Annotated in this window: 14 protein-coding genes; 7 read left to right on the top strand and 7 right to left on the bottom strand. The window is 72.0% G+C overall.

All coding sequences use genetic code 11. The features are described 5' to 3' along the window. The first annotated feature begins 214 nt into the window (after positions 1–214). Positions 215–3073, top strand: coding sequence for a PQQ-dependent sugar dehydrogenase (locus ABGB05_RS00270; RefSeq protein WP_347651022.1), 2859 nt, complete (start codon positions 215–217; stop codon positions 3071–3073). A gap of 23 nt (positions 3074–3096) precedes the next feature. Here ABGB05_RS00270 and ABGB05_RS00265 read toward each other — a convergent pair whose 3' ends face one another. Further along, positions 3097–3825 (bottom strand): SDR family oxidoreductase, encoded by a 729-nt coding sequence (locus ABGB05_RS00265; RefSeq protein ID WP_347651021.1) that lies wholly within the window; start codon positions 3823–3825, stop codon positions 3097–3099. Between the two features lie 103 nt (positions 3826–3928). Here ABGB05_RS00265 and ABGB05_RS00260 point away from each other — a divergent pair, with 103 nt between their 5' ends. Continuing rightward, on the top strand, positions 3929–4780 hold the full coding sequence (locus ABGB05_RS00260; protein WP_347651020.1) for a helix-turn-helix transcriptional regulator: 852 nt from the start codon (positions 3929–3931) through the stop codon (positions 4778–4780). A 37-nt stretch (positions 4781–4817) separates the two neighbouring features. Here ABGB05_RS00260 and ABGB05_RS00255 read toward each other — a convergent pair whose 3' ends face one another. From ABGB05_RS00255 to ABGB05_RS00240, 4 genes are all read right to left on the bottom strand, one after another. After that, entirely contained in the window at positions 4818–6419 is a 1602-nt protein-coding gene (locus ABGB05_RS00255) for a lipopolysaccharide biosynthesis protein (protein WP_347651019.1), read from the bottom strand. Positions 6420–6483: 64 nt separating this feature from the next. Beyond that, positions 6484–7398 carry a glycosyltransferase family 2 protein gene (locus ABGB05_RS00250; RefSeq protein ID WP_347651018.1) on the bottom strand — a complete coding sequence of 305 codons (915 nt, stop codon included), beginning with the start codon at positions 7396–7398 and terminating at the stop codon, positions 6484–6486. Between the two features lie 14 nt (positions 7399–7412). Continuing rightward, a complete protein-coding gene (locus ABGB05_RS00245) occupies positions 7413–8591 on the bottom strand; it encodes a methyltransferase domain-containing protein (protein ID WP_347651017.1) in 1179 nt (392 codons plus the stop codon). After that, the gene (locus ABGB05_RS00240; protein ID WP_347651016.1) at positions 8588–9628 is read right to left on the bottom strand and encodes an SDR family oxidoreductase; all 1041 of its coding nucleotides are present in this window, start codon (positions 9626–9628) and stop codon (positions 8588–8590) included. Before ABGB05_RS00240 ends, ABGB05_RS00245 begins: the two co-directional genes overlap by 4 nt. A 179-nt stretch (positions 9629–9807) precedes the next feature. Here ABGB05_RS00240 and ABGB05_RS00235 point away from each other — a divergent pair, with 179 nt between their 5' ends. From ABGB05_RS00235 to ABGB05_RS00215, 5 genes are read left to right on the top strand one after another with little or no spacing between them, the layout of a single operon-like run. Further along, complete coding sequence (locus tag ABGB05_RS00235; RefSeq protein ID WP_347651015.1) at positions 9808–11037, top strand: class I SAM-dependent methyltransferase; 1230 nt, start codon at positions 9808–9810, stop codon at positions 11035–11037. 25 nt (positions 11038–11062) lie between these two features. Further along, the gene (locus ABGB05_RS00230) at positions 11063–11887 is read left to right on the top strand and encodes a glucose-1-phosphate cytidylyltransferase (protein ID WP_347651014.1); all 825 of its coding nucleotides are present in this window, start codon (positions 11063–11065) and stop codon (positions 11885–11887) included. Further along, positions 11887–12522: a PIG-L family deacetylase gene (locus ABGB05_RS00225; RefSeq protein WP_347651013.1), complete on the top strand. Its 636-nt coding sequence runs from the start codon at positions 11887–11889 to the stop codon at positions 12520–12522. Before ABGB05_RS00230 ends, ABGB05_RS00225 begins: the two co-directional genes overlap by 1 nt. Positions 12523–12551: 29 nt before the next feature. Continuing rightward, positions 12552–13850, top strand: a complete 1299-nt coding sequence (locus ABGB05_RS00220) for a polysaccharide pyruvyl transferase family protein (RefSeq protein WP_347651012.1) — start codon at positions 12552–12554, stop codon at positions 13848–13850. 26 nt (positions 13851–13876) lie between these two features. Next, positions 13877–15211, top strand: coding sequence for a Coenzyme F420 hydrogenase/dehydrogenase, beta subunit C-terminal domain (locus ABGB05_RS00215; protein ID WP_347651011.1), 1335 nt, complete (start codon positions 13877–13879; stop codon positions 15209–15211). On the opposite strand, the gene ABGB05_RS00210 is transcribed toward ABGB05_RS00215, so the two are convergent. Next, positions 15181–16521, bottom strand: a complete 1341-nt coding sequence (locus tag ABGB05_RS00210) for a hypothetical protein (protein WP_347651010.1) — start codon at positions 16519–16521, stop codon at positions 15181–15183. The two genes, ABGB05_RS00215 and ABGB05_RS00210, sit on opposite strands and share 31 nt — an antisense overlap. 296 nt (positions 16522–16817) lie before the next feature. Beyond that, a complete protein-coding gene (locus ABGB05_RS00205; RefSeq protein ID WP_347651009.1) occupies positions 16818–18047 on the bottom strand; it encodes an AI-2E family transporter in 1230 nt (409 codons plus the stop codon). Positions 18048–18126: the final 79 nt, after the last annotated feature.

The following is an 18126-nucleotide window of genomic DNA, read 5'->3' as shown; positions in this document are numbered from 1 at the left end:
ACCGGGTCGGGCCGATTGTCTCCCCCGCGCCCGCCGACCGTTCCGGCCCGTCGATCAAACGTTTGACCTGGGAAGCTGATCGGGCGTTAAGTCGGTCTGGTTGATGTCGGCCCCGGTCGGGCCGCCGACAGTCCGGTTGGTCACCGACGGTGATCCTGAGGTGTGGGCATCGGGTCTCGGAAGAGCCGACCCGGGTCCGCGGAGGGAGGCCGTCATGTCACGGGTACTGCGGCGGAGCTGGGTTCTGACCCTGGCCGTTCTGCTCGGTGTGCCGGTCCTGGTCGGGCTGCCGCCGGTGCCACCCCGGCCGGCGGCGGCGATCCCGGCGGGTTTCACCCAGCAGGTCGTCTACACCGGACTCACCCGGCCGACCAAGCTGGTCTTCTCCCCGGACGGGCGGGTCTTCGTCGCCGAGAAGAGCGGTATCGTCAAGGTCTTCGACAGCCTCGCCGACAACACCCCGACGGTCTTCGCCGACCTGCGGCCCAAGGTGTACGACTTCACCGACCTCGGGCTGATCGGCCTCGCCCTGGCCCCGAACTTTCCCGACGACCCGTACGTCTACGTCAGCTACAGCTACGACGGCGTGGTCGGCGGCAGCGCGCCGACGTACCACGACTCCTGCCCCAAGATCGGCGACTGCGCGGCGAGCGCCCGAGTCTCCCGGCTGCGGGCGGCCGGCGACGTGATGACCGGCAACGAGCAGGTGCTGCTGCACGACTGGTGCCACCAGATCGACAGCCACTCCATCGGCGACCTCGGATTCGGCCCGGACGGCGCGCTCTACGTCTCCGGTGGCGAGGGAGCGTCGGCCACCTTCACCGACTACGGCCAGGCCGGCAGCCCGACCAACCCGTGCGGCGACCCGCCCGCCCCGGCCGGCGGACCGATGACCCCGCCGACCGCCGAGGGCGGCGCGCTGCGCTCCCAGGACATCCGCTCCGACGCCGACCCGACCGGACTGAGCGGAACCCTGATCCGGATCTCCCCGACCACCGGCGCCGCGCTGCCGGACAACCCGCTCGCCGCCAGCGCCGACCCGAACAACCGGCGGATCGTCGCGTACGGGCTGCGCAACCCGTTCCGGTGGACGTTCCGGCCGGGAACCAGCGAGGTCTGGGCCGGTGACGTGGGCTGGCGCACCTGGGAGGAGATCAACCGGATCGTCGACCCGGCGGTCGGACCGGTCCGCAACTACGGCTGGCCCTGCTACGAGGGCAACGCGGCGCAGAGCGGCTACAACGCGGCGAACCTGACGCTGTGCGAGAGCCTGTACGCCAACCCGGCGGTCGTGCCGCCGTACTACACGTACCAGCACAGCCAGTCGGTGGCGGCCGGGGACGGCTGCCGTACCGGCGGGTCGTCGCCGGCCGGGGTGGCGTTCTACCCGACCAGCGGCGGCGGCTACCCGGCGACGTACGCCGGGGCGCTCTTCTTCGCCGACTACTCGCGCGGCTGCCTCTGGGCGATGCGGGCCGGCGCCAACGGGCTGCCCGACCCGGCCCGGATCGTGCCGTTCGCCGCCACCCCCGGCGTCGTCGACCTGCGGATCGGTCCCGAGGGTGACCTCTACTACGTGGACCTGACCGGCGGTACGGTCCGTCGGTTCCACCACAGTGCCGGCAACCAGATCCCGCACGCGGCGGTCGACGCCACCCCGACCAGCGGGAACGCCCCGCTGACCGTCTCCTTCGACGCGGTCGGCTCGTCGGATCCGGACCCGGGCGACATCCTGGAGTACCAGTGGGACTTCACCGGCGACGGCACCGTCGACGCGACCGGGCTGACCGCCAGCCACCGGTACACGTCGATCGGCACCTACACCGCCCGGCTGCGGGTGGTCGACATCGGCGGGCTCAGCGACACCGCGACGGTGCAGATCCGGGTCGGCACCGCCGCCCCGGTGCCGGTGATCGAGAGCCCGACCACGGCGGCGCGCTGGTCGACCGGGCAGACGGTGACCTTCCAGGGCCGGGCCACCGACCCGCAGCAGGGCGCCCTGCCGGCGTCGGCGCTGACCTGGGAGCTGGTCCTGCAGCACTGCAGCACGGTGGAGAACTGCCACAGCCACCCGGTACGCGGGTGGACCGGGGTCAGCACCGGTGACTTCCTCGCCCCGGACCACGAGTATCCGTCCTACCTGGAGCTGACCCTGACCGCCCGGGACGCCGGCGGGTTGACCGGCAGCACCACCCTACGACTCGACCCGCAGACCGTACGGATCTCGCTGGCCACCAAGCCGGCCGGGCTGCGGATCAACCTGAACGGGCGCAGCCTCACCACCCCGAACAGCGTCGAGGTGATCGTCGGTTCGACCAACACGGTCAGCGCCCCCGGGCCGCAGACCCTCGGCCCGGCCACGTACACCTTCGCGAGCTGGTCGGACGGGGGTGCGGCGACCCACGTGATCACCGCACCGGCGACCGCCCGGACCTACACCGCGACCTACGACGGGGTCGCCGGCACCTGCGGCGACAGCTACGGCTACACCTGTACCACCGCACCGAACCGACCCTTCTTCTTCGTCGACGACGTGCTGCCGCTGACCGGTGACAACGCGACCGTGCCGGTGGACCTGCCGTTCCCGGTGCCGTACTACGGCCAGACCCACACCCGGGTCTGGGTGGACAGCAACGGCGTGCTCTCGTTCACCGACCCGGGCGGCTCGTGGCCGACCAACAAGCCGATCCCGAACCCGGCGAAGCCGAACGCCGCGATCCTGCCGTTCTGGGACGACCTGGAGGTGCTGGCCGACTCCAGCGTCCGGATCGGGGAGGTCGGCATCGCACCGGACCGGCAGTTTGTCGTCGAGTGGCGCAACGTGGGCTTCAGGGGCGCCGGTACGGCCCGGGTCAGCTTCCAGGTGCTGATCTCCGAGTGGGGTCAGCTCGTCTTCAACTACACGGGTTTGAACTCCGGCCGGGAGCTGGGCAACTCGGCGACGATCGGGATCGAGAACCCGACCGGCACCGGCGGGGTGCAGTACTCCTACAACCAGCTCGTGCTGGCCAACAACAGGGCGATCGTCTTCACCCCACCGGCGCTGATCCCGATCACCGGCGGTACGCCGTAGCCGGCCGCCGGACCGGTCGGGGGTCACCAGGGTTCGGGGCCGTCCTCGCTGAAGAAGCCGCCGGTCGGGCCGTCCGCCGGCAGGGTGGCCAGCCGCACCGCCGCGACCGCACCCTGGCCGGGCGTACGCGGCCCGGAGTGCCCGTTCAGGTCGGTGGCGCAGTAGCCCGGGTCGGCGGCGTTCACCTTGATCGGAGTGCTGCGCAGCTCGTTGGCGTACGACACGGTGACCGCGTTCAGCGCGCTCTTCGACGAGTTGTACGCCAACAGCGGCGCCTGCGCGTACCGGTGTCCCGGGTCACTGGTCAGGGTGAGCGAGCCGAGCCCGCTGGAGAGGTTGACGATCCGCCCGGCGGGGGAGCGTCGGATCAGCGGCAGCAGCGCGTTGGTGACCTGGACCACGCCGAGGACGTTCGTGTCGTATGTCCGCCGCAGCAGCTCCACCGGCGCCAGGCTGGGTGCCTGTCCCCGTTCCAGCAGGACACCGGCGTTGTTGACCAGGATGTCCAGCCGGCCGTACTCCCGGTCGATCCGGGCGGCGAGCGCGGACACCGAGACCGGGTCGGTGACGTCCAGCTCCACCGGCACCGCGCGCAACCCCTCGGCGACCAGTTTCTCCGCCGCCACCGCCCCGCGCCCGGGGTCACGTGCCCCGACCAGCACGGTGGCGCCGGTGGCCGCGAGCCCCCGGGCGATCTCGTGGCCGATTCCCTTGTTGGCCCCCGTGACGAGGGCGACAGTCGTTCCGTTCATGCCGTCGAGCCTGGGCCGGATCGGTCGCGTTGAGCAGAGCACGGCTGATCCAGGGACCGGCGGTCCCTGGATGGGCCGCTGACCGGCCGGGGAGGATGGGGGAATGGACCGCCAGCAGCTCGCCGAGTTCCTCCGCAGCCGTCGGGCCGGGATCAGCCCGGCCGACGTCGGACTGCCCGCCGGCCCCCGGCGTCGGACCCCGGGGCTGCGGCGGGAGGAGGTGGCCGGGCTCGCCGGGATCTCGGTGGACTACTACACCCGGCTGGAGCAGGCCCGGGGGCCACGTCCGTCCCGCCAGGTGATCTCCGCGTTGGCCCGGGCGCTCCGCCTGTACGACGCCGAGCGGGCCCACCTCCACCACCTGGTCGGCGAGCAGCCCGCCCCGCCGGCCGGCCCCAGCCCGCAGGTACCGGCCGGGGTCCGGCACCTGCTCGACCGGCTCGACGACACACCCGCGTACGTGATCGACGCCAAGTACGACATCCTGGCCTGGAACCCGATGGCCGCCGCCCTGCTCGGCGACCCGTCGAGCTGGCCGGCGGACCGCCGCAACATCGTCTGGAACCTCTTCACCGGGGAGTACTCGGCGCCGGCCCTGGCCGATCCGCAGTCCTCGGCCTTCGCCGACGAGTGTGTCGCCGAGCTGCGGGCCGCCGCCGGACGTTATCCGGACGATCCAGGCATCGCCCGGCTTATCGGCCGGCTGCGGGCGGCCAGTCCCGAGTTCGTCCGACGCTGGAACCAGCTGCGGGTCTGTGTCCGACACGGCTCGACCACCAAACACCTGCGTCATCCGGTGGTGGGGGAGCTGACCCTGGAGTGCGAGGTGCTGGAGCTGGCCGGACACGGGCAGCGGCTGGTGATCTACACCGCCGCGCCGGGCAGTCCGTCCGCCGACGCGCTGAAGCTCCTCGGCGTGGTCGGCACCGGCTGGCCGGCCGACCAGCTCCGCTGAGCGGCTCGGCCCGGCTGATGCTCGGCCCGGCCGACGGTCAGGCTGGCGCGCTGGTCCGGCGGGGAAGCCGGGCCAGGACGAGTCGGCGCAGCCGGGCGTCGGTGGCCCAGAGCAGCACCCCGGCGACCAGCCCGGCCACCCCGCCGAGCAGCAGCAGGTCGACCACCGGACCGGCGTCGACCCCGAGCCGGTCGACCGGCCACGGCACCGAGGCGGCGGCCAGCGCGGCCAGTACCGCCGGCAGCGTCGGGGTGAGGAAGCGCGCGATCGACGCCCCGGCGGTGCGGCGTACCGTCACCCAGACCGAGAGTGCGGTCACCGAGGCCTGCATGGCGATCCCGGCGAGCGCGACCGCGGTCGCCTCCACCACGTCGCTGCGCCCGGTCAGCAGGGTGCCGACCGCGGCCAGCGTCGCCACTCCGAGTATCCCCCGGGTCCAGAGGATCGCGGCGAGCCGGCCCGGCTGACCCATCGCCTGCAACGCCGGACCGAGCAGGACGCCGTACACGTTTGTCGCGCCGAACAGGCAGAGCAGCCGCAGCGGCAGTTCGGTGCCGGCCCACTGCGGACCGAGCAGGGTGACCAGCGGTCCGGCGGCGGCGGAGAGCACCCCGAGCACCGGCAGCCCGGCCACCGCGCCGAGGTGCTGCAGCTGGTTGAGGTGGGCGGCCAGGGCCGCCCGGTCGCGCTGCAACCGGGACAGCGACGGGAGCGCGACCTGCTGCAACGACCGGACCGTGACGTCGACCAGCATGTCCGGCAGCCGGGCCGCCAGCCGGTAGATGCCGGTCGCGACCGGGCCGAAGAACAGCCCGGTGAAGATCACGTCGGCCTTGGAGCTGAGCATCAGCCCGAGCCCGGCGTTCGCCGAGTGGGCGGAGAAGACCAGCAGGTCCCGGATCCCGGAGAGCTTCGGCCGGCGGCTGGGCCGCCACGGGCAGACCACCCAGAGCACCACCAGGCCGACCGCCGCGTTCACCAACTGTTGGGCGACCAGCGCCCAGATACCCGCGCCGAGCAGCGCCAGCACCACCCCGACCACACCGCTGAGCAGCGAGGCGAGCAGGGTACGGATGGCGACCGCCCGGAACCGCAGCTCCCGGCGCAGCACCGCCTCCGGCACGATGGACAGCCCCTGCAGCAGCACCAGCGGTGACAGCGCCACACAGATCACGGTCAGCTCGGGCGCCCGGTTCGCCCACGCCCAGAGTGGACTGGCGGCGGCGGTGAGCGCCCCGATGCCCAGCCCGGCCAGGATCAGGACGACAAACGCCCCGTCGAGATGCTCCGAGGTCAGCCGGTCCCGCTGCACGATCGCCGAGACCAGCCCCTGCTGGATCAGGGTCTGTGCCACGGTGATGAACACGGTGGCCATCGCGACCAGGCCGAACTCGCTCGGCCCGAGCAGCCGGGCGAGCAGGAACGTGACCAGGATCGTCGAGCCGATCCGGCCGGCGGTGAGCACGTACGACCAGCCGATCGCCGAGCGCAGCCGGCTGCCCGGGCGGCCCGGCGGTGCCGCCGGGGTGGGCGGCGGCTCGGGCGGGGCCGGTGGACCTGTGCCGGTCGCGAGTCCCCCGGGGAGAGCGGGCCCGCCGGGAAAGTCGTTCGCGCCCTGAACGATATGACGCTCAGTCATAAATATGCCGCTGCGTCATGATGCTCGACCAGGACATCACTTCGGCCACGGAAGCTCCGATCGTTCACGCGCTGCTCTTCGCCGTACTGGCCCGGGCACGTCGGGCGAGCCGGCGGCGGAGCCGGCCGAGCCGGACCCGGACCCGGCGGGCCCACCAGGTGGCCAGGAACGCCACCGCCGAACTGAGCCGGGTGCCCAGCGGCTCCGACCCGGTGGCCAGGGTGCGCAGCGTCTCGGCGAGCATCCGCAGCCGGGGCGCCCGGACCCGGCCGCCCTCCTGACCGAACCAGGCCAGCGCGGTGGTCGGGGTGGCGTCCTTCGCCTGCCGGGTCGAGGCGCCGTGCATCCGGCGCAGGAACAGCGGCTCGGCCACCTCGTGGATCTCGCCGAGCCGGGCCACCTCGGCGATCAGCGTGTAGTCGGAGGAGAGGAACGGCCGGATCATCCCGGTGCGGCGCAGCGCCGACATCCGGAACACCCCGAAGTGGGCGTGGCAGAGGTTGATGTTCCTCGCCACCCGGGCGACCCGCCGCCAGGGACGCGGGTCGCGCAGGTCCAGCCGGTCGGCGTACGGGCCGATCACCTCACCGGCCTCGTCGATCAGCACCGTCCGGGGATAGGCGAGCACCGCCTGCGGACCGGCGGCGTCGAGGGCGGCGACGCAGGTGCGCAGGTACGTCGGCAGGCAGACGTCGTCGTAGGCGACCCACTTGAACAACTCGCCCCGGGCCAGTTCGACGACCCGGGCGTAGTTGACATGCCCGCCGAAGTTGCGCGGGTTGCGGTACAGCCGGATCCGGCTGTCCAGGGCGGCGTACCGCTGACAGATCTCCCACGTCCGGTCGGTCGAGGCGTTGTCGCTGATGATCACCTCAAAGTCCCGGTAGTCCTGGCCGAGGATCGCGTCGAGGCAGCCCTCGAGGTAGCGCTCGGCGTTGTAGAGGGGTACGCCCAGAGTCACCCGCGGCGCCGGCTCCATCACTCTCCTCCGCCTCAGGCGACCAGCAGGTCGGCGTGCACCCCGAGCCGGCGCAGCGCGGTGCCGATCTCGCTGCGGTAGGCGGGGTTGGTGATGATCACCGTCCGGGTGCCGAGCCCGGCGAGGGTCTCCGGCGCGGTCACCTCGTGCCCGGTCACCGGCAGGAACCGGCCCCACTTGCGCGGGTTGACGTCGACCACCGCGGCGAGCCGCCGGTCCGGGTCGGCCAGGTGCAGGAACTGCACACCACGGGAGCCGGCACCCCAGAGCACCGGTTGGTCGCCGGCCCGGACGAGCCGGTCGATCGTGCCGCGCCAGCGGTCCCGCTCGGCGGCGTGCCGATCCCCGAAGCCGGCGATCGAGGCGAGCTGGCGGTCCCGGTCCGCCGGACCGGCCGCCTGGATGTCACCCCGCCCCGGGCCGGGGTCGTTCACCGAGATCTCCACGAACCGGAACATGCCGGAGAAGAGCCGTCCGGTCGCCTCCACCCGCCAGCCGGCCCGTTCCACGATCCGGCACAGCGAGTACCCGTCGAAGTAGGAGACGTGCGGGTAGATCACCTCCCAGCCGGCGGTGGCCAGGTCGTAGCCGGCGTCCGGCACCTCCAGGTAGCCGTGGACCGGTCGGTCGCCGGCCAGTTCGCGCAGCCGGACCAGGAAGCCGTACGGGTCGGCCAGGTGCTCGAACCAGTGCCGGGAGGTGACCAGGTCGAACGCCGGGGTGTGCTCGTCCAGCGGGGCGTGCCCGGCGTGGAACCGCGCCCCGGACGGATCCGGGCCGACCGGACCGGCGTACATCGCGTCGTAGCCGACCCCCCGACAGCCGGCCACCTGGCACAGCTCACGGAGGAACTCGCCCTGCCCGCAGCCGACGTCCAGCACCGTGCCGCCGCGCAGCGGGTACCGCTCGGCGAGGTGCTTGACCAGTTCCGCCGAGAACGACTGGAACGCCGGGGAGTGGTGCAGGTTCGTGTCCATGGTGGTGTCGTAGACCAGAACGGCCGGATCGAAGGCGAGGTTGCGCACGTACCCGCATCCTGGACAGTGCCCCAACCGCATCCGGCCCAACGGACTGGCCAGCGCCTCGTCCCGGCTGGCCCAGTGCACCCCGCAGAGCACCGGGATCCCGCCCAGGTCGGCGAAGGGCACCAGGTCGTGCCGGCCGCAGGCGGCGCAGCGTACCGGGTCGGTCACCGTGCCTCCGTGCCCGTCCAGCGCAGCTCCCGGTCCAGCCGGCCGGCCTCGGTCAACGCCCGGATCCGGCGCAGCCGCTGGTGCCGCTCGCCCCGGAACGCCTCGATGGTCAACCCGTGCCGCTGGTACGCCTCGACCAGTTCCTCGATGCCCTTGCGGACCGTCCACCGGGGCCGGAAGCCGGGCACCTCGGCGGCCACCCGGTCACCACTGACCCGGTAGTTGCGGGCGTCCGCCGAGGCGCCGCCGGCAAACGTCACCCGCGACCCCGGCACCACCTCGGCGACCAGCTCCGCGACGTCCCGGATCAGATAGTTCTCGCTGGTCACCGCGATGTTGTAGGCCCGGCCGTGCACCGTGGACCGATCGGCCTCCAGCAGCGCCAGGAAGGCCGCCGCGATGTCCTCGGCGTGCACCAGCGGCCGCCACGCCGAACCGTCGGAGAGCAGGCGTACCTCGCCGGTGAGCAGGGCGTGTGCGGTCAGGTCGTTGACCACCAGGTCGCCCCGCAGCCGGGGGGAGAAGCCGTACGCGGTGGCGTTGCGCAGGAAGACCGGGGAGAAGCTGTCGTCGGCCAGGGTTGACAGGTCCTGCTCGGCCAGGATCTTCGACTCGCCGTACGGGGTGATCGGGTTGAACCCGGCCTCCTCGTCCAGCGGCCGGTCGTCCGGGCCGGCGCCGTAGAGGCTGCACGAGGAGGAGAAGAGGAACCGGGTCACCCCGGCGGTTTTCGCCGCCCGGGCCAGTCGCACCGTGGCCCGGTGGTTGACCTCGTACGTCAGCTCCGGGTTCAGATTGCCGATCGGGTCGTTGCAGAGCGCGGCGAGGTGGCAGACCGCGTCGAAGCCGGCGCAGTCCGCCGCCGTCACGTCCCGCAGGTCCCGGCGCAGTGCCGGCACGTCGTCCGGCGGTGGCCCGAGCAGGCAGTCCAGGTAGTAGTCGGTATCCAGGCCGGTGACCTCGTGTCCGGCGGCCCGCAACAGTGGGGTGAGTACGCCGCCGAGGTAACCATGATGACCGGTCACGAGAACACGCACGGCAAAGCTCCCGTCGTCGCCCGGGTGAGAAGGCGAGTTTATGGGTGGCCGATCGGGGCGCCGGTCTATTGTCGGACTTTTTACTGAACCACCCCGGCCCTCCGGCGCCCGTGGTTAGCGTGACCCCGGCGGGCGGGCGCCACGCCGGTTTATTCCGATCACATCGGGGTGGGTGGGGCATGACCGTTGCGAAATGCCGGCTGTGTGCTGCGGTATTGACCGAGACTTTTGTCGACCTCGGTATGTCGCCGTTGTGCGAGAGCTATCTCCCCGCCGACCGGCTCGATTCGGCCGAGACGTTCTATCCCCTGCACGTACGGATCTGTTCGCAGTGTCTGCTCGTCCAACTTCCGGCGTACGTGACCGGTGAGGAGATATTCTCCGACTACGCCTATTTTTCCTCCTATTCGGACTCCTGGGTCGCGCACGCCCGCCGGTACGCCGACACCATGGTCGAGACCCTCGGCCTCGGGCCGGACTCCCTGGTCACCGAGGTGGCCAGCAACGACGGCTACCTGCTGCAGCACTTCGTCAACCGGGGCATCCCGGTGCTCGGGGTCGAGCCGGCCGGCAACGTCGCCGAGGTGGCCCGGAGTCGGGGCGTCCGGACCGAGGTGCGGTTCCTCGGCGCCGGCACCGGGGTCGAGCTGGCCGACCGGTACGGCCGGGCCGACCTGGTCGCCGCCAACAACGTGTACGCGCACGTACCCGACCTGATCGGGTTCACCGCCGGGCTGGCCGCCCTGGTCAAGCCGACCGGGCTGGTCACCTGCGAGTTCCCGCACCTGTTGCGGCTGATCGAACGCCGGCAGTACGACACCATCTACCACGAGCACTACCAGTACCTGACCCTGCGTACCGCCCAGCGGGCCCTGGGCACCGCCGGCCTGATCGTGGTCGACGTCGACGAACTCTCCTCGCACGGCGGCTCGCTGCGGGTGCACGCCCGGCCGGCGGCGGCCGCCGGGGAACCGTCCGGCAACGTCAAGTCGGTGCTCGACGCCGAGGCCGAGGCGGGGCTGCACACCGTCGCCGGGCACCTCGGCTTCGCCGACGCGGTCTTCGACATCAAACGGGACCTGCTCGACTTCCTGCTGACCGCCCGGGCCCAGGGCCGCCGGGTGGTCGGCTACGGCGCCCCGGGCAAGGGCAACACCCTGTTGAACCACTGCGCGATCCGCGCCGACCTGCTCGAGTACACCGTCGACCGGAGCCCGCACAAGCAGGGACTCTTCCTGCCCGGCACGCACATCCCGATCCACGCCCCGGAACGCATCGCCGAGGACCGCCCCGACTACGTCCTGGTGCTGCCGTGGAACCTGCGTACCGAGATCTCCGCCCAGCTTGCCTACGTACGGCACTGGGGTGGCCGGCTGGTCTTCCCGATCCCCACCCTGGAGGTGGTCTGATGCCTGGTCCCCGGAGCGTGCCCTGATGAAGGTCGTGCTCTTCTGCGGCGGTCTCGGGATGCGGATGCGGGAGGACGCCGCCTCCGCCCCGAAACCGATGGCGATGATCGGTGACCGGCCACTGCTCTGGCACGTGATGCGCTACTACGCGCACTTCGGCCACACCGACTTCATCCTCTGCCTCGGCTACGGCGCCGCCGCGGTCAAGGACTACTTCCTCCGCTATGACGAGACCCTCTCCAACGACTTCAGTCTGGCCATGGACGGCCGCAACATCCGGCTCTTCTCCGCCGACATCACCGACTGGAACATCACCTTCATCAACACCGGCCTCGGGGCCACCATCGGAGAACGGCTGATGCGGGTCCGCCGGTACGTCGAGGACGAGGAGATGTTCCTGGCCAACTACGCCGACACCCTCACCGACGCCCCGTTGCCGGAGATGATCGACCGGTTCCGCCGCACCGCCGCGGTGGCCAGCCTGCTCGCCGTACCGGTGCAGTCGACCCACCACGTCATCGACGTCACCGCCGGCGACCAGGTCACCCGGGTACGCCCGATCCGCGAGCTGATGCAGTGGGAGAACGGCGGCTACTTCGTGCTCCGTCCGGAGATCTTCGACGTGCTCCGGGACGGCGAGGACCTGGTCCCGGACGGGTTCGACCGGCTGCTGCCGGCGGGCCGGCTGATCGCCCAGCGCTACACCGGCTTCTGGCGGGCCGCCGACACCTTCAAGGACCGGGCCGAGCTGGAGGAGCTGTACCACTCGGCGCGCTGCCCGTGGATGCTCTGGGACTCCAACCACAACCGGGACCGCGCCCCGGCCGGCCTGGAACCGGTGCTCGGCTGATGCGACCACTGCGACTGGGCGCGGTGCGCTCCGTGGTGCTGCTCGGCGCCCACCCGGACGACGTCGAGATCGGCGCCGGCGGGCTGCTGCTCACCCTCGCCGAGGTGCCCGGGCTGCGGGTGCACTACGTACTGCTGACCGGCGCGCCGCACCGGCAGGCCGAGGCGCGGGCGGCGGCCGCCGCGTTCCTGCCCGACGCGCGGCTGACCTTCGCCCTGCACGACCTGCCGGACGGCCGGGTGCCGGCCCGGTGGGCGGAGGCGAAGCAGGTCGTCGAGGAGGCGGCGGCGATCCTCGCCCCGGACCTGGTCGTCGCGCCCGCCCCGGACGACGCCCACCAGGATCACCACACACTCGGTGCGCTGGTGCCCACATCGTTCCGGGACGCCACGGTGTTGTACTACGAGATTCCCAAGTGGGACGGGGACCTGAGGCGACCCAACATCTACCTTCCGCTGACCGGCGAGCGGGTGCGGCGCAAGATCGAGCTGCTGCACGCCTGCTATCCGTCGCAGAAGGCCCGGGACTGGTGGGACGACGAGGTGTTCCTCGGGTTGGCCCGGCTGCGGGGAATGGAGTGCCGGTCCCGGTACGCCGAGGCGTTCCGGTGCGAGAAAGCGGTGATCGAACTGTGAACCGAGACGCGACGACCGATGTGGATGGTGTGCGACGGCCGCTGGCGGCCTGCCTGTTCGGCGTACCCGGGGCGAACCTCAACCTCGGGGTCGGCGCGCTGCGCGCCGCGACCCTGGCCGGGCTGCTGGCCCGCGAGCCGGAGGCCGAGGTCACCGTCTTCGACGACGGCTGGGGACAGCGCCGGGGACACACCTTCGTCGCCGGCCGGCCGGTACCGATCGGACTGGCCGGCGCCCGGCACTCCCGCCGCTACCACCGGCCGGAGTCCTACCTGAACATGCGGATCAGCGCCGCGCTCGGCGGGCTCGGCAACGCCGGGCTGGCCCGGATCGACGCCGCCGACGTGGTGCTCGACGTCAGCGGCGGGGACAGCTTCAGCGACATCTACGGCGAGCACCGGTTCCGGACCGTGGCCTGGCCGAAGCGGCTGTCCCTGCTCCGCCGCCGGCCGCTGGTGCTGCTGCCGCAGACGTACGGGCCGTTCCGGGGTGCCCGGCTGCGGGCCGAGGCGGCAGCGCTGACCCGGGGCGCGACCATGGCCTGGGCCCGCGACCCGGACAGTTTCGCCGCCCTGGCCGACCTGCTCGGCCCGGACCTCGACCCGGCCCGGCACCGGCAGGGGGTGGACGTAGCCTTCGGCCTGGAACCCCGGCGCCCGGACGAGCCGGCGGCCGAGTTCCTGGACGGCTGGTTCGAGGCTGCTTCCGGCCCGGTCGCCGGGATCAACGTCAGCGGCCTGATCAGCCGTCCGGAGGGGCGCAGCCAGTTCGGTCTGGCCGGCGACAGTCACCGGGTCGCCGAGCAGCTCTCCGTACGCCTGCTCGACCGGTCCGGCCACCGGCTGATCATCGTGCCGCACGTGCTCACCCCGGACGGCACCGACGACGACCGGGTGGCCAGTGAGCGGCTCTACGCCACCCTCGCCGCCCGGTACGGCGACCGCGTGGCGCTCTCCCCGGCCGGGCTCGACCCGCACCAGACGAAGTGGGTGATCGCCCGGACCAGCTGGTTCTGCGGGATGCGGATGCACGCCACCATCGCCGCGCTCTCCTCGGCGGTGCCGGCGGCGATCGTGGCGTACAGCGACAAGGCGCGGGGGGTCTTCGCCAGCGTCGGGCAGCAGCGGCACGTCGCCGACGCCCGCCGGCTCGGCGACGAGGCACTGCTGGACGCGCTCTGGCGGTCCTGGACGGAACGGGAGCAGGCCGCCACCGAACTGGCGGTCCGGACCCCGGCCGCGGTCGCCCGGGCGGCCGCCCAGATGGACGAGATCGTCGCGCTGGCCCGGCGTGAACACCAGCGTCGTACCGTGGTCGGGGCCCGGTGATGCGGCGGCCCCGCACCGTGCACGACGTGGCGGCGGGCAGGCTCTGCACCGGTTGCGGGGTCTGCGCCTATCTCGCCCCGGACGAGGTACGGATGGTCGACGTGCTCGACCACGGCCGGCGTCCGCTGCCGATCACCCCGGTCCGCACCGGCACCGCGGCCTCCGCCGCTGGTCCCTCCGCCGCCGGCTCGTCCGGTGCCGCGACGGCGCTCGGCTGCTGTCCGGGGGCCGGGCTGCGGCACGAGAGCAGTCGACCGGCGCCGGGGGAGATCGCCGAGCTGCGGCCGGCCTGGGGACCGGTCCGGGCGGTCTGGGAGGGCTACGCCGCCGATCCGGCGATCCGGTACGCCGGCAGCAGCGGCGGGGTGGCGACCGCACTCGCCGGGTACTGCCTGACCGGGGAGGGGATGGCCGGGGTGCTGCACATCGGGGCCCGCGCCGACGTGCCGTACCTGAACGAGACCCGGCTGTCCCGCAGCCCGGCCGAACTGCTGGCCAACGCCGGCTCCCGGTACGCCCCGGCCAGCCCGTGCGACCGGCTCGACCTGGTGGAGCAGGCCGACGGGCCGTGTGTCTTCGTCGGCAAGCCGTGTGACGTGGCGGCGGTGCGGATGGCCCGGCGGCTGCGGCCGGAGCTCGACCGGCGACTCGGGCTGACCGTCGCGATCTTCTGCGCCGGCACCCCGACCACCCGGGGCACCCTGGAGATGCTCGACCGGCTCGGGGTCGACGACCCGGCGAAACTGGAGTCGGTGCACTACCGGGGCAACGGCTGGCCGGGCGAGGCCCGGGCCCGGCTGACCGACGATCCACCGGAGCACCGTCGGGAACTCAGCTACGCCGAGTCGTGGGGCGACATCCTGCAGAAGCACCGGCAGTGGCGCTGCTACCTCTGTCCCGACCACACCGGCGAGTTCGCCGACGTCGCGGTCGGCGACCCGTGGTACCGGCCGACCGGGGACGACCCCGGACAGTCGCTGGTGCTGGCCCGCACCGAGCGGGGGGTACGGCTGGTCGAGGCGGCGATCGCCGCCGGGGTGCTGGTGCTGACCCCGGTGGCGCCGACGATCCTGCCGGCCTCGCAGCCGAACCTGCTCGGCGCCCGGGGAGCGGTCTGGGGGCGGGTCGCCACGCTGCGCCTCGCCGGGCTGCCCGCACCCCGGTTCCGGCACCTGCCGATGGCCGGGATCTGGTGGCGGCACCTGTCGCTGGCCGAGAAGCTCCGGTCGACGGTGGGTACGTTGCGCCGGATCGGTCGCAAGCGGCTGCGTGAGCCGGCCACGCTGGCCCCGTACCAGCCGCCGGAACCCCGGGCCGGGTCGGCGGCGGCTCAGACCACCGGCCGCCCGTTGTCGAAGTAGACGTTGGTGGGCCGGTCCCAGGTCACCCCGGCCCGGTTCCAACCCGAGACGACGCCGTACCGGTAGTTGCGGCCGTACTTGTTGTTCCGGAAAAAGATGTTGGAGCCGATCAGCCGGGGGCTGATCCCGATCGAGTAGTTGCCGCCGTTGCAGTAGTTGTCCTCGTAGATCAGGTTGGTCAGCGTCGGTGCGGTCTCCGAGCCGATGGTGAGACAGGAGTTGAACGGGTCGTTCGTCACCGGGTTGTACGACAGCAGCGTGTTGTGCCGGACCAGGACGTTGTTGCCGCCGGTGCTCTGCAGGATGTCGTTGTGTGAGTTCGGCACCCGGGCCAGGCTGTGGAGGTAGGAGTTGGTCACCCGGGTGTTGGTGGCCAGCCGGGGGCCGTCGATCATGTTGTAGACGTTGGCCCGGTTCAGCGTGTAGTTGGTGCAGCAGATCGAGGCCGAGTTCTTTCCCATCCCGTTGATCTCGACGTCCTGGATGAGCAGGTTGGTCGTCCCGGCCAGGGTCCGGATCGAGTACGTGGTGCTGCTGCAGGTGATCTTCGAGCGCAGGATCTGCACGTTGGCCGCGGCGACCGTGATGCAGCCGACGATGTTGAGCCCGGTCACCACCTGCCCGGCGGTACGGAGGCTGAGCGAGCCCGAGTTGCGCAGCGCGGTGCCGGCCGGCACCCCGGTGTTCGCCGCGCTCGGCCAGTACGTGATCGGGGTCGGCGGGGTCTGCGCCGGGGCGTACACCGGTTCGTTCGCCATCTGCGCCGCCGCGGCGGGGTCGGGGATCGGACCGATCGGGCTCGCCGGCGTCCCGCCCGGGTATGGCCGGCCGTCCTGGGTCGAATCGACGATAGTGGCTGGATTGCCCTCGGTCTGCCGGAACGCCTCGCGGCAACCCTTGACCCGGACCCGGAGCGCCGAGTAGCCGCCCGGCCCGATCCCGTCGGTCCCGGACGAGACGCACTGGATCGTGCTCTCCTCGACCAGGGTGCCGAACACCCCGGGGCGGACCACGATCGCGGCCGTACCGCCGGCGCGTACCGTCACCCGGCGGATGGTGATGCTGTTCGCGGCGACCTCGATCGGGCGGTTGACGGTCTGTCCCCAGAAGACCGTGCCGGCCTCGTCGAGCACCAGTGGCGCGGTCCGGACCGGTTGACCGGTCAGGGTCAGCACCAGGTACCCGCTGGCGGCGAGGACCGCGATGGTGAGAGTGAAGGCGCCGACGAGCAGCTTCCGGCGGCGGGGCCGGCCCGCCACGGGTACGGAGTCCGGCGGCTCGGTGGACTTGGCGGCGTTGGTGTCGGTCACGGCTACCCCCCACGGGCGCGTTACACACCGGCATGGGAAACGGCTCGCCCCCGACGAGGTCACCCACCGTTGATTTGTGCCTCTGGATGCCGACTCGCTCCGGCCGGCATGATCGTCACGACCCCCACGGCACTTCTCCCAGGTCGGAAGGGGTGTGGCCAGGGGTGGTGCGATCTGTTGACCCCGACATGAATATTACAACCCGTGTTGAAGCGGTTACAATTCTCGATTCAGACGGATTGTGGACAGATGTGGGTAGCGGGGCACCGCCATTCCGGCACGGTCGCCCCGTACGGTCAGCGGAGCTGCTGCCGGGGCAGCACCACCTCGCGCAGCACCAACTGCACCGCCGCGACCGCCGGGATGGCGACCAGGGCGCCGACCACCCCGAACAACGCCACCCCGAGCAGCGCCGCGACGATCGCCGCCGCGTCGTTGACCTCGACCGAGCGACGCATCACCCGTGGATAGATCAGGTAGTTCTCCAGCTGCTGGTAGATCAGGAAGAAGACCACACAGGCGATACCGGTCGGCACGTCGGCGGCGAAGCCCACCAGACTGATCAGCACCGCGCCGATGGTCGCGCCGATCTGCGGAATGAGGTCACAGATCGCCACCACCACGGCGAGCGCGAACGGGTACGCCAGTCCGACGCTCACCGCGAAGACGAAGGTGCTCACCCCGGCCAGCAGCGCGATCGCCAGCGCCCCCACCATGTACGCGCCGACCTTGGCGAGGATGGCGTCCCCGATCAGCTGGACCCGCTCCCGCCGGGTGGCCGGCACCAGGCCGTAGCCGAGTTTGCGGAGCCGGTCGAAGGTGGCCATGAAATAGATGGTCAGGACCAGCACGGTCAGCACGTTGAAGACCGCGCCGAAGACGAACCGGGCACCGCCGAACACCCCGCCCAGGGCCCGGGTCACGTTCTCCTGGCTGACCGCCGAATTCACCCGCTCCACCAGGTCGTACTGGACGACGAGGTCGTTGACGGTCTCGCTGCGGCGCAACTGCTCCACGTAGTCCGGCAGCTCCTTGATGAACTGACCGGACTGGCTGACCAGCGGCGGAATGAGCGCGTAGACGCCACCGGCGAGGAGCAGCAGCAGGCCCAGCGTCACCACCGTCACCGCCAGCCCGTGCGGCAGTCCCCACCGGCGCAGCCGGGCCACCGCCGGGGTCAGCCCGATCGCCAGGAAGAGCGCGATGAAGATGAGCACCAGCATCGAGCCCGCGTTGCGCAGCGCCTGGTAGATCACGTACGACAGCAGCAGCCCCAGCCCGCCGGTGAGGCCGATCAGGAACGGGTTGAGGTGCAGCGGCCGACCGAGTCGCCCGAACCGGTCACCGTGCCCCGGTCGGCCCTCGGCGGTCGGCGCGGCGGGCCTCTCGGCGGTCGGCGCGGCGGAATCCTCGTCCCGCGCGGTACCGACCGTCGGCGTGGTGTCCGCCGTGCCGACCGCCAGCCGACCCTCGTCGGGCAGGCCGGCGGGCCCCTCGTCCTGCACCGCTGGCTGCTCGCTTCCCACCCGCACCTCCCGACGTCACGCCAGGCCCGTCAGGTTAGCGGGCGGTCCCCAGCTCCGCTCGCCGGTGCCGCACCACTCT

This window comes from Plantactinospora sp. B5E13 (genome assembly GCF_039871775.1).
In the GTDB taxonomy this organism is placed as follows: Bacteria; Actinomycetota; Actinomycetes; order Mycobacteriales; family Micromonosporaceae; genus Plantactinospora.
This window is presented reverse-complemented; position numbering and strand designations above follow the sequence as displayed.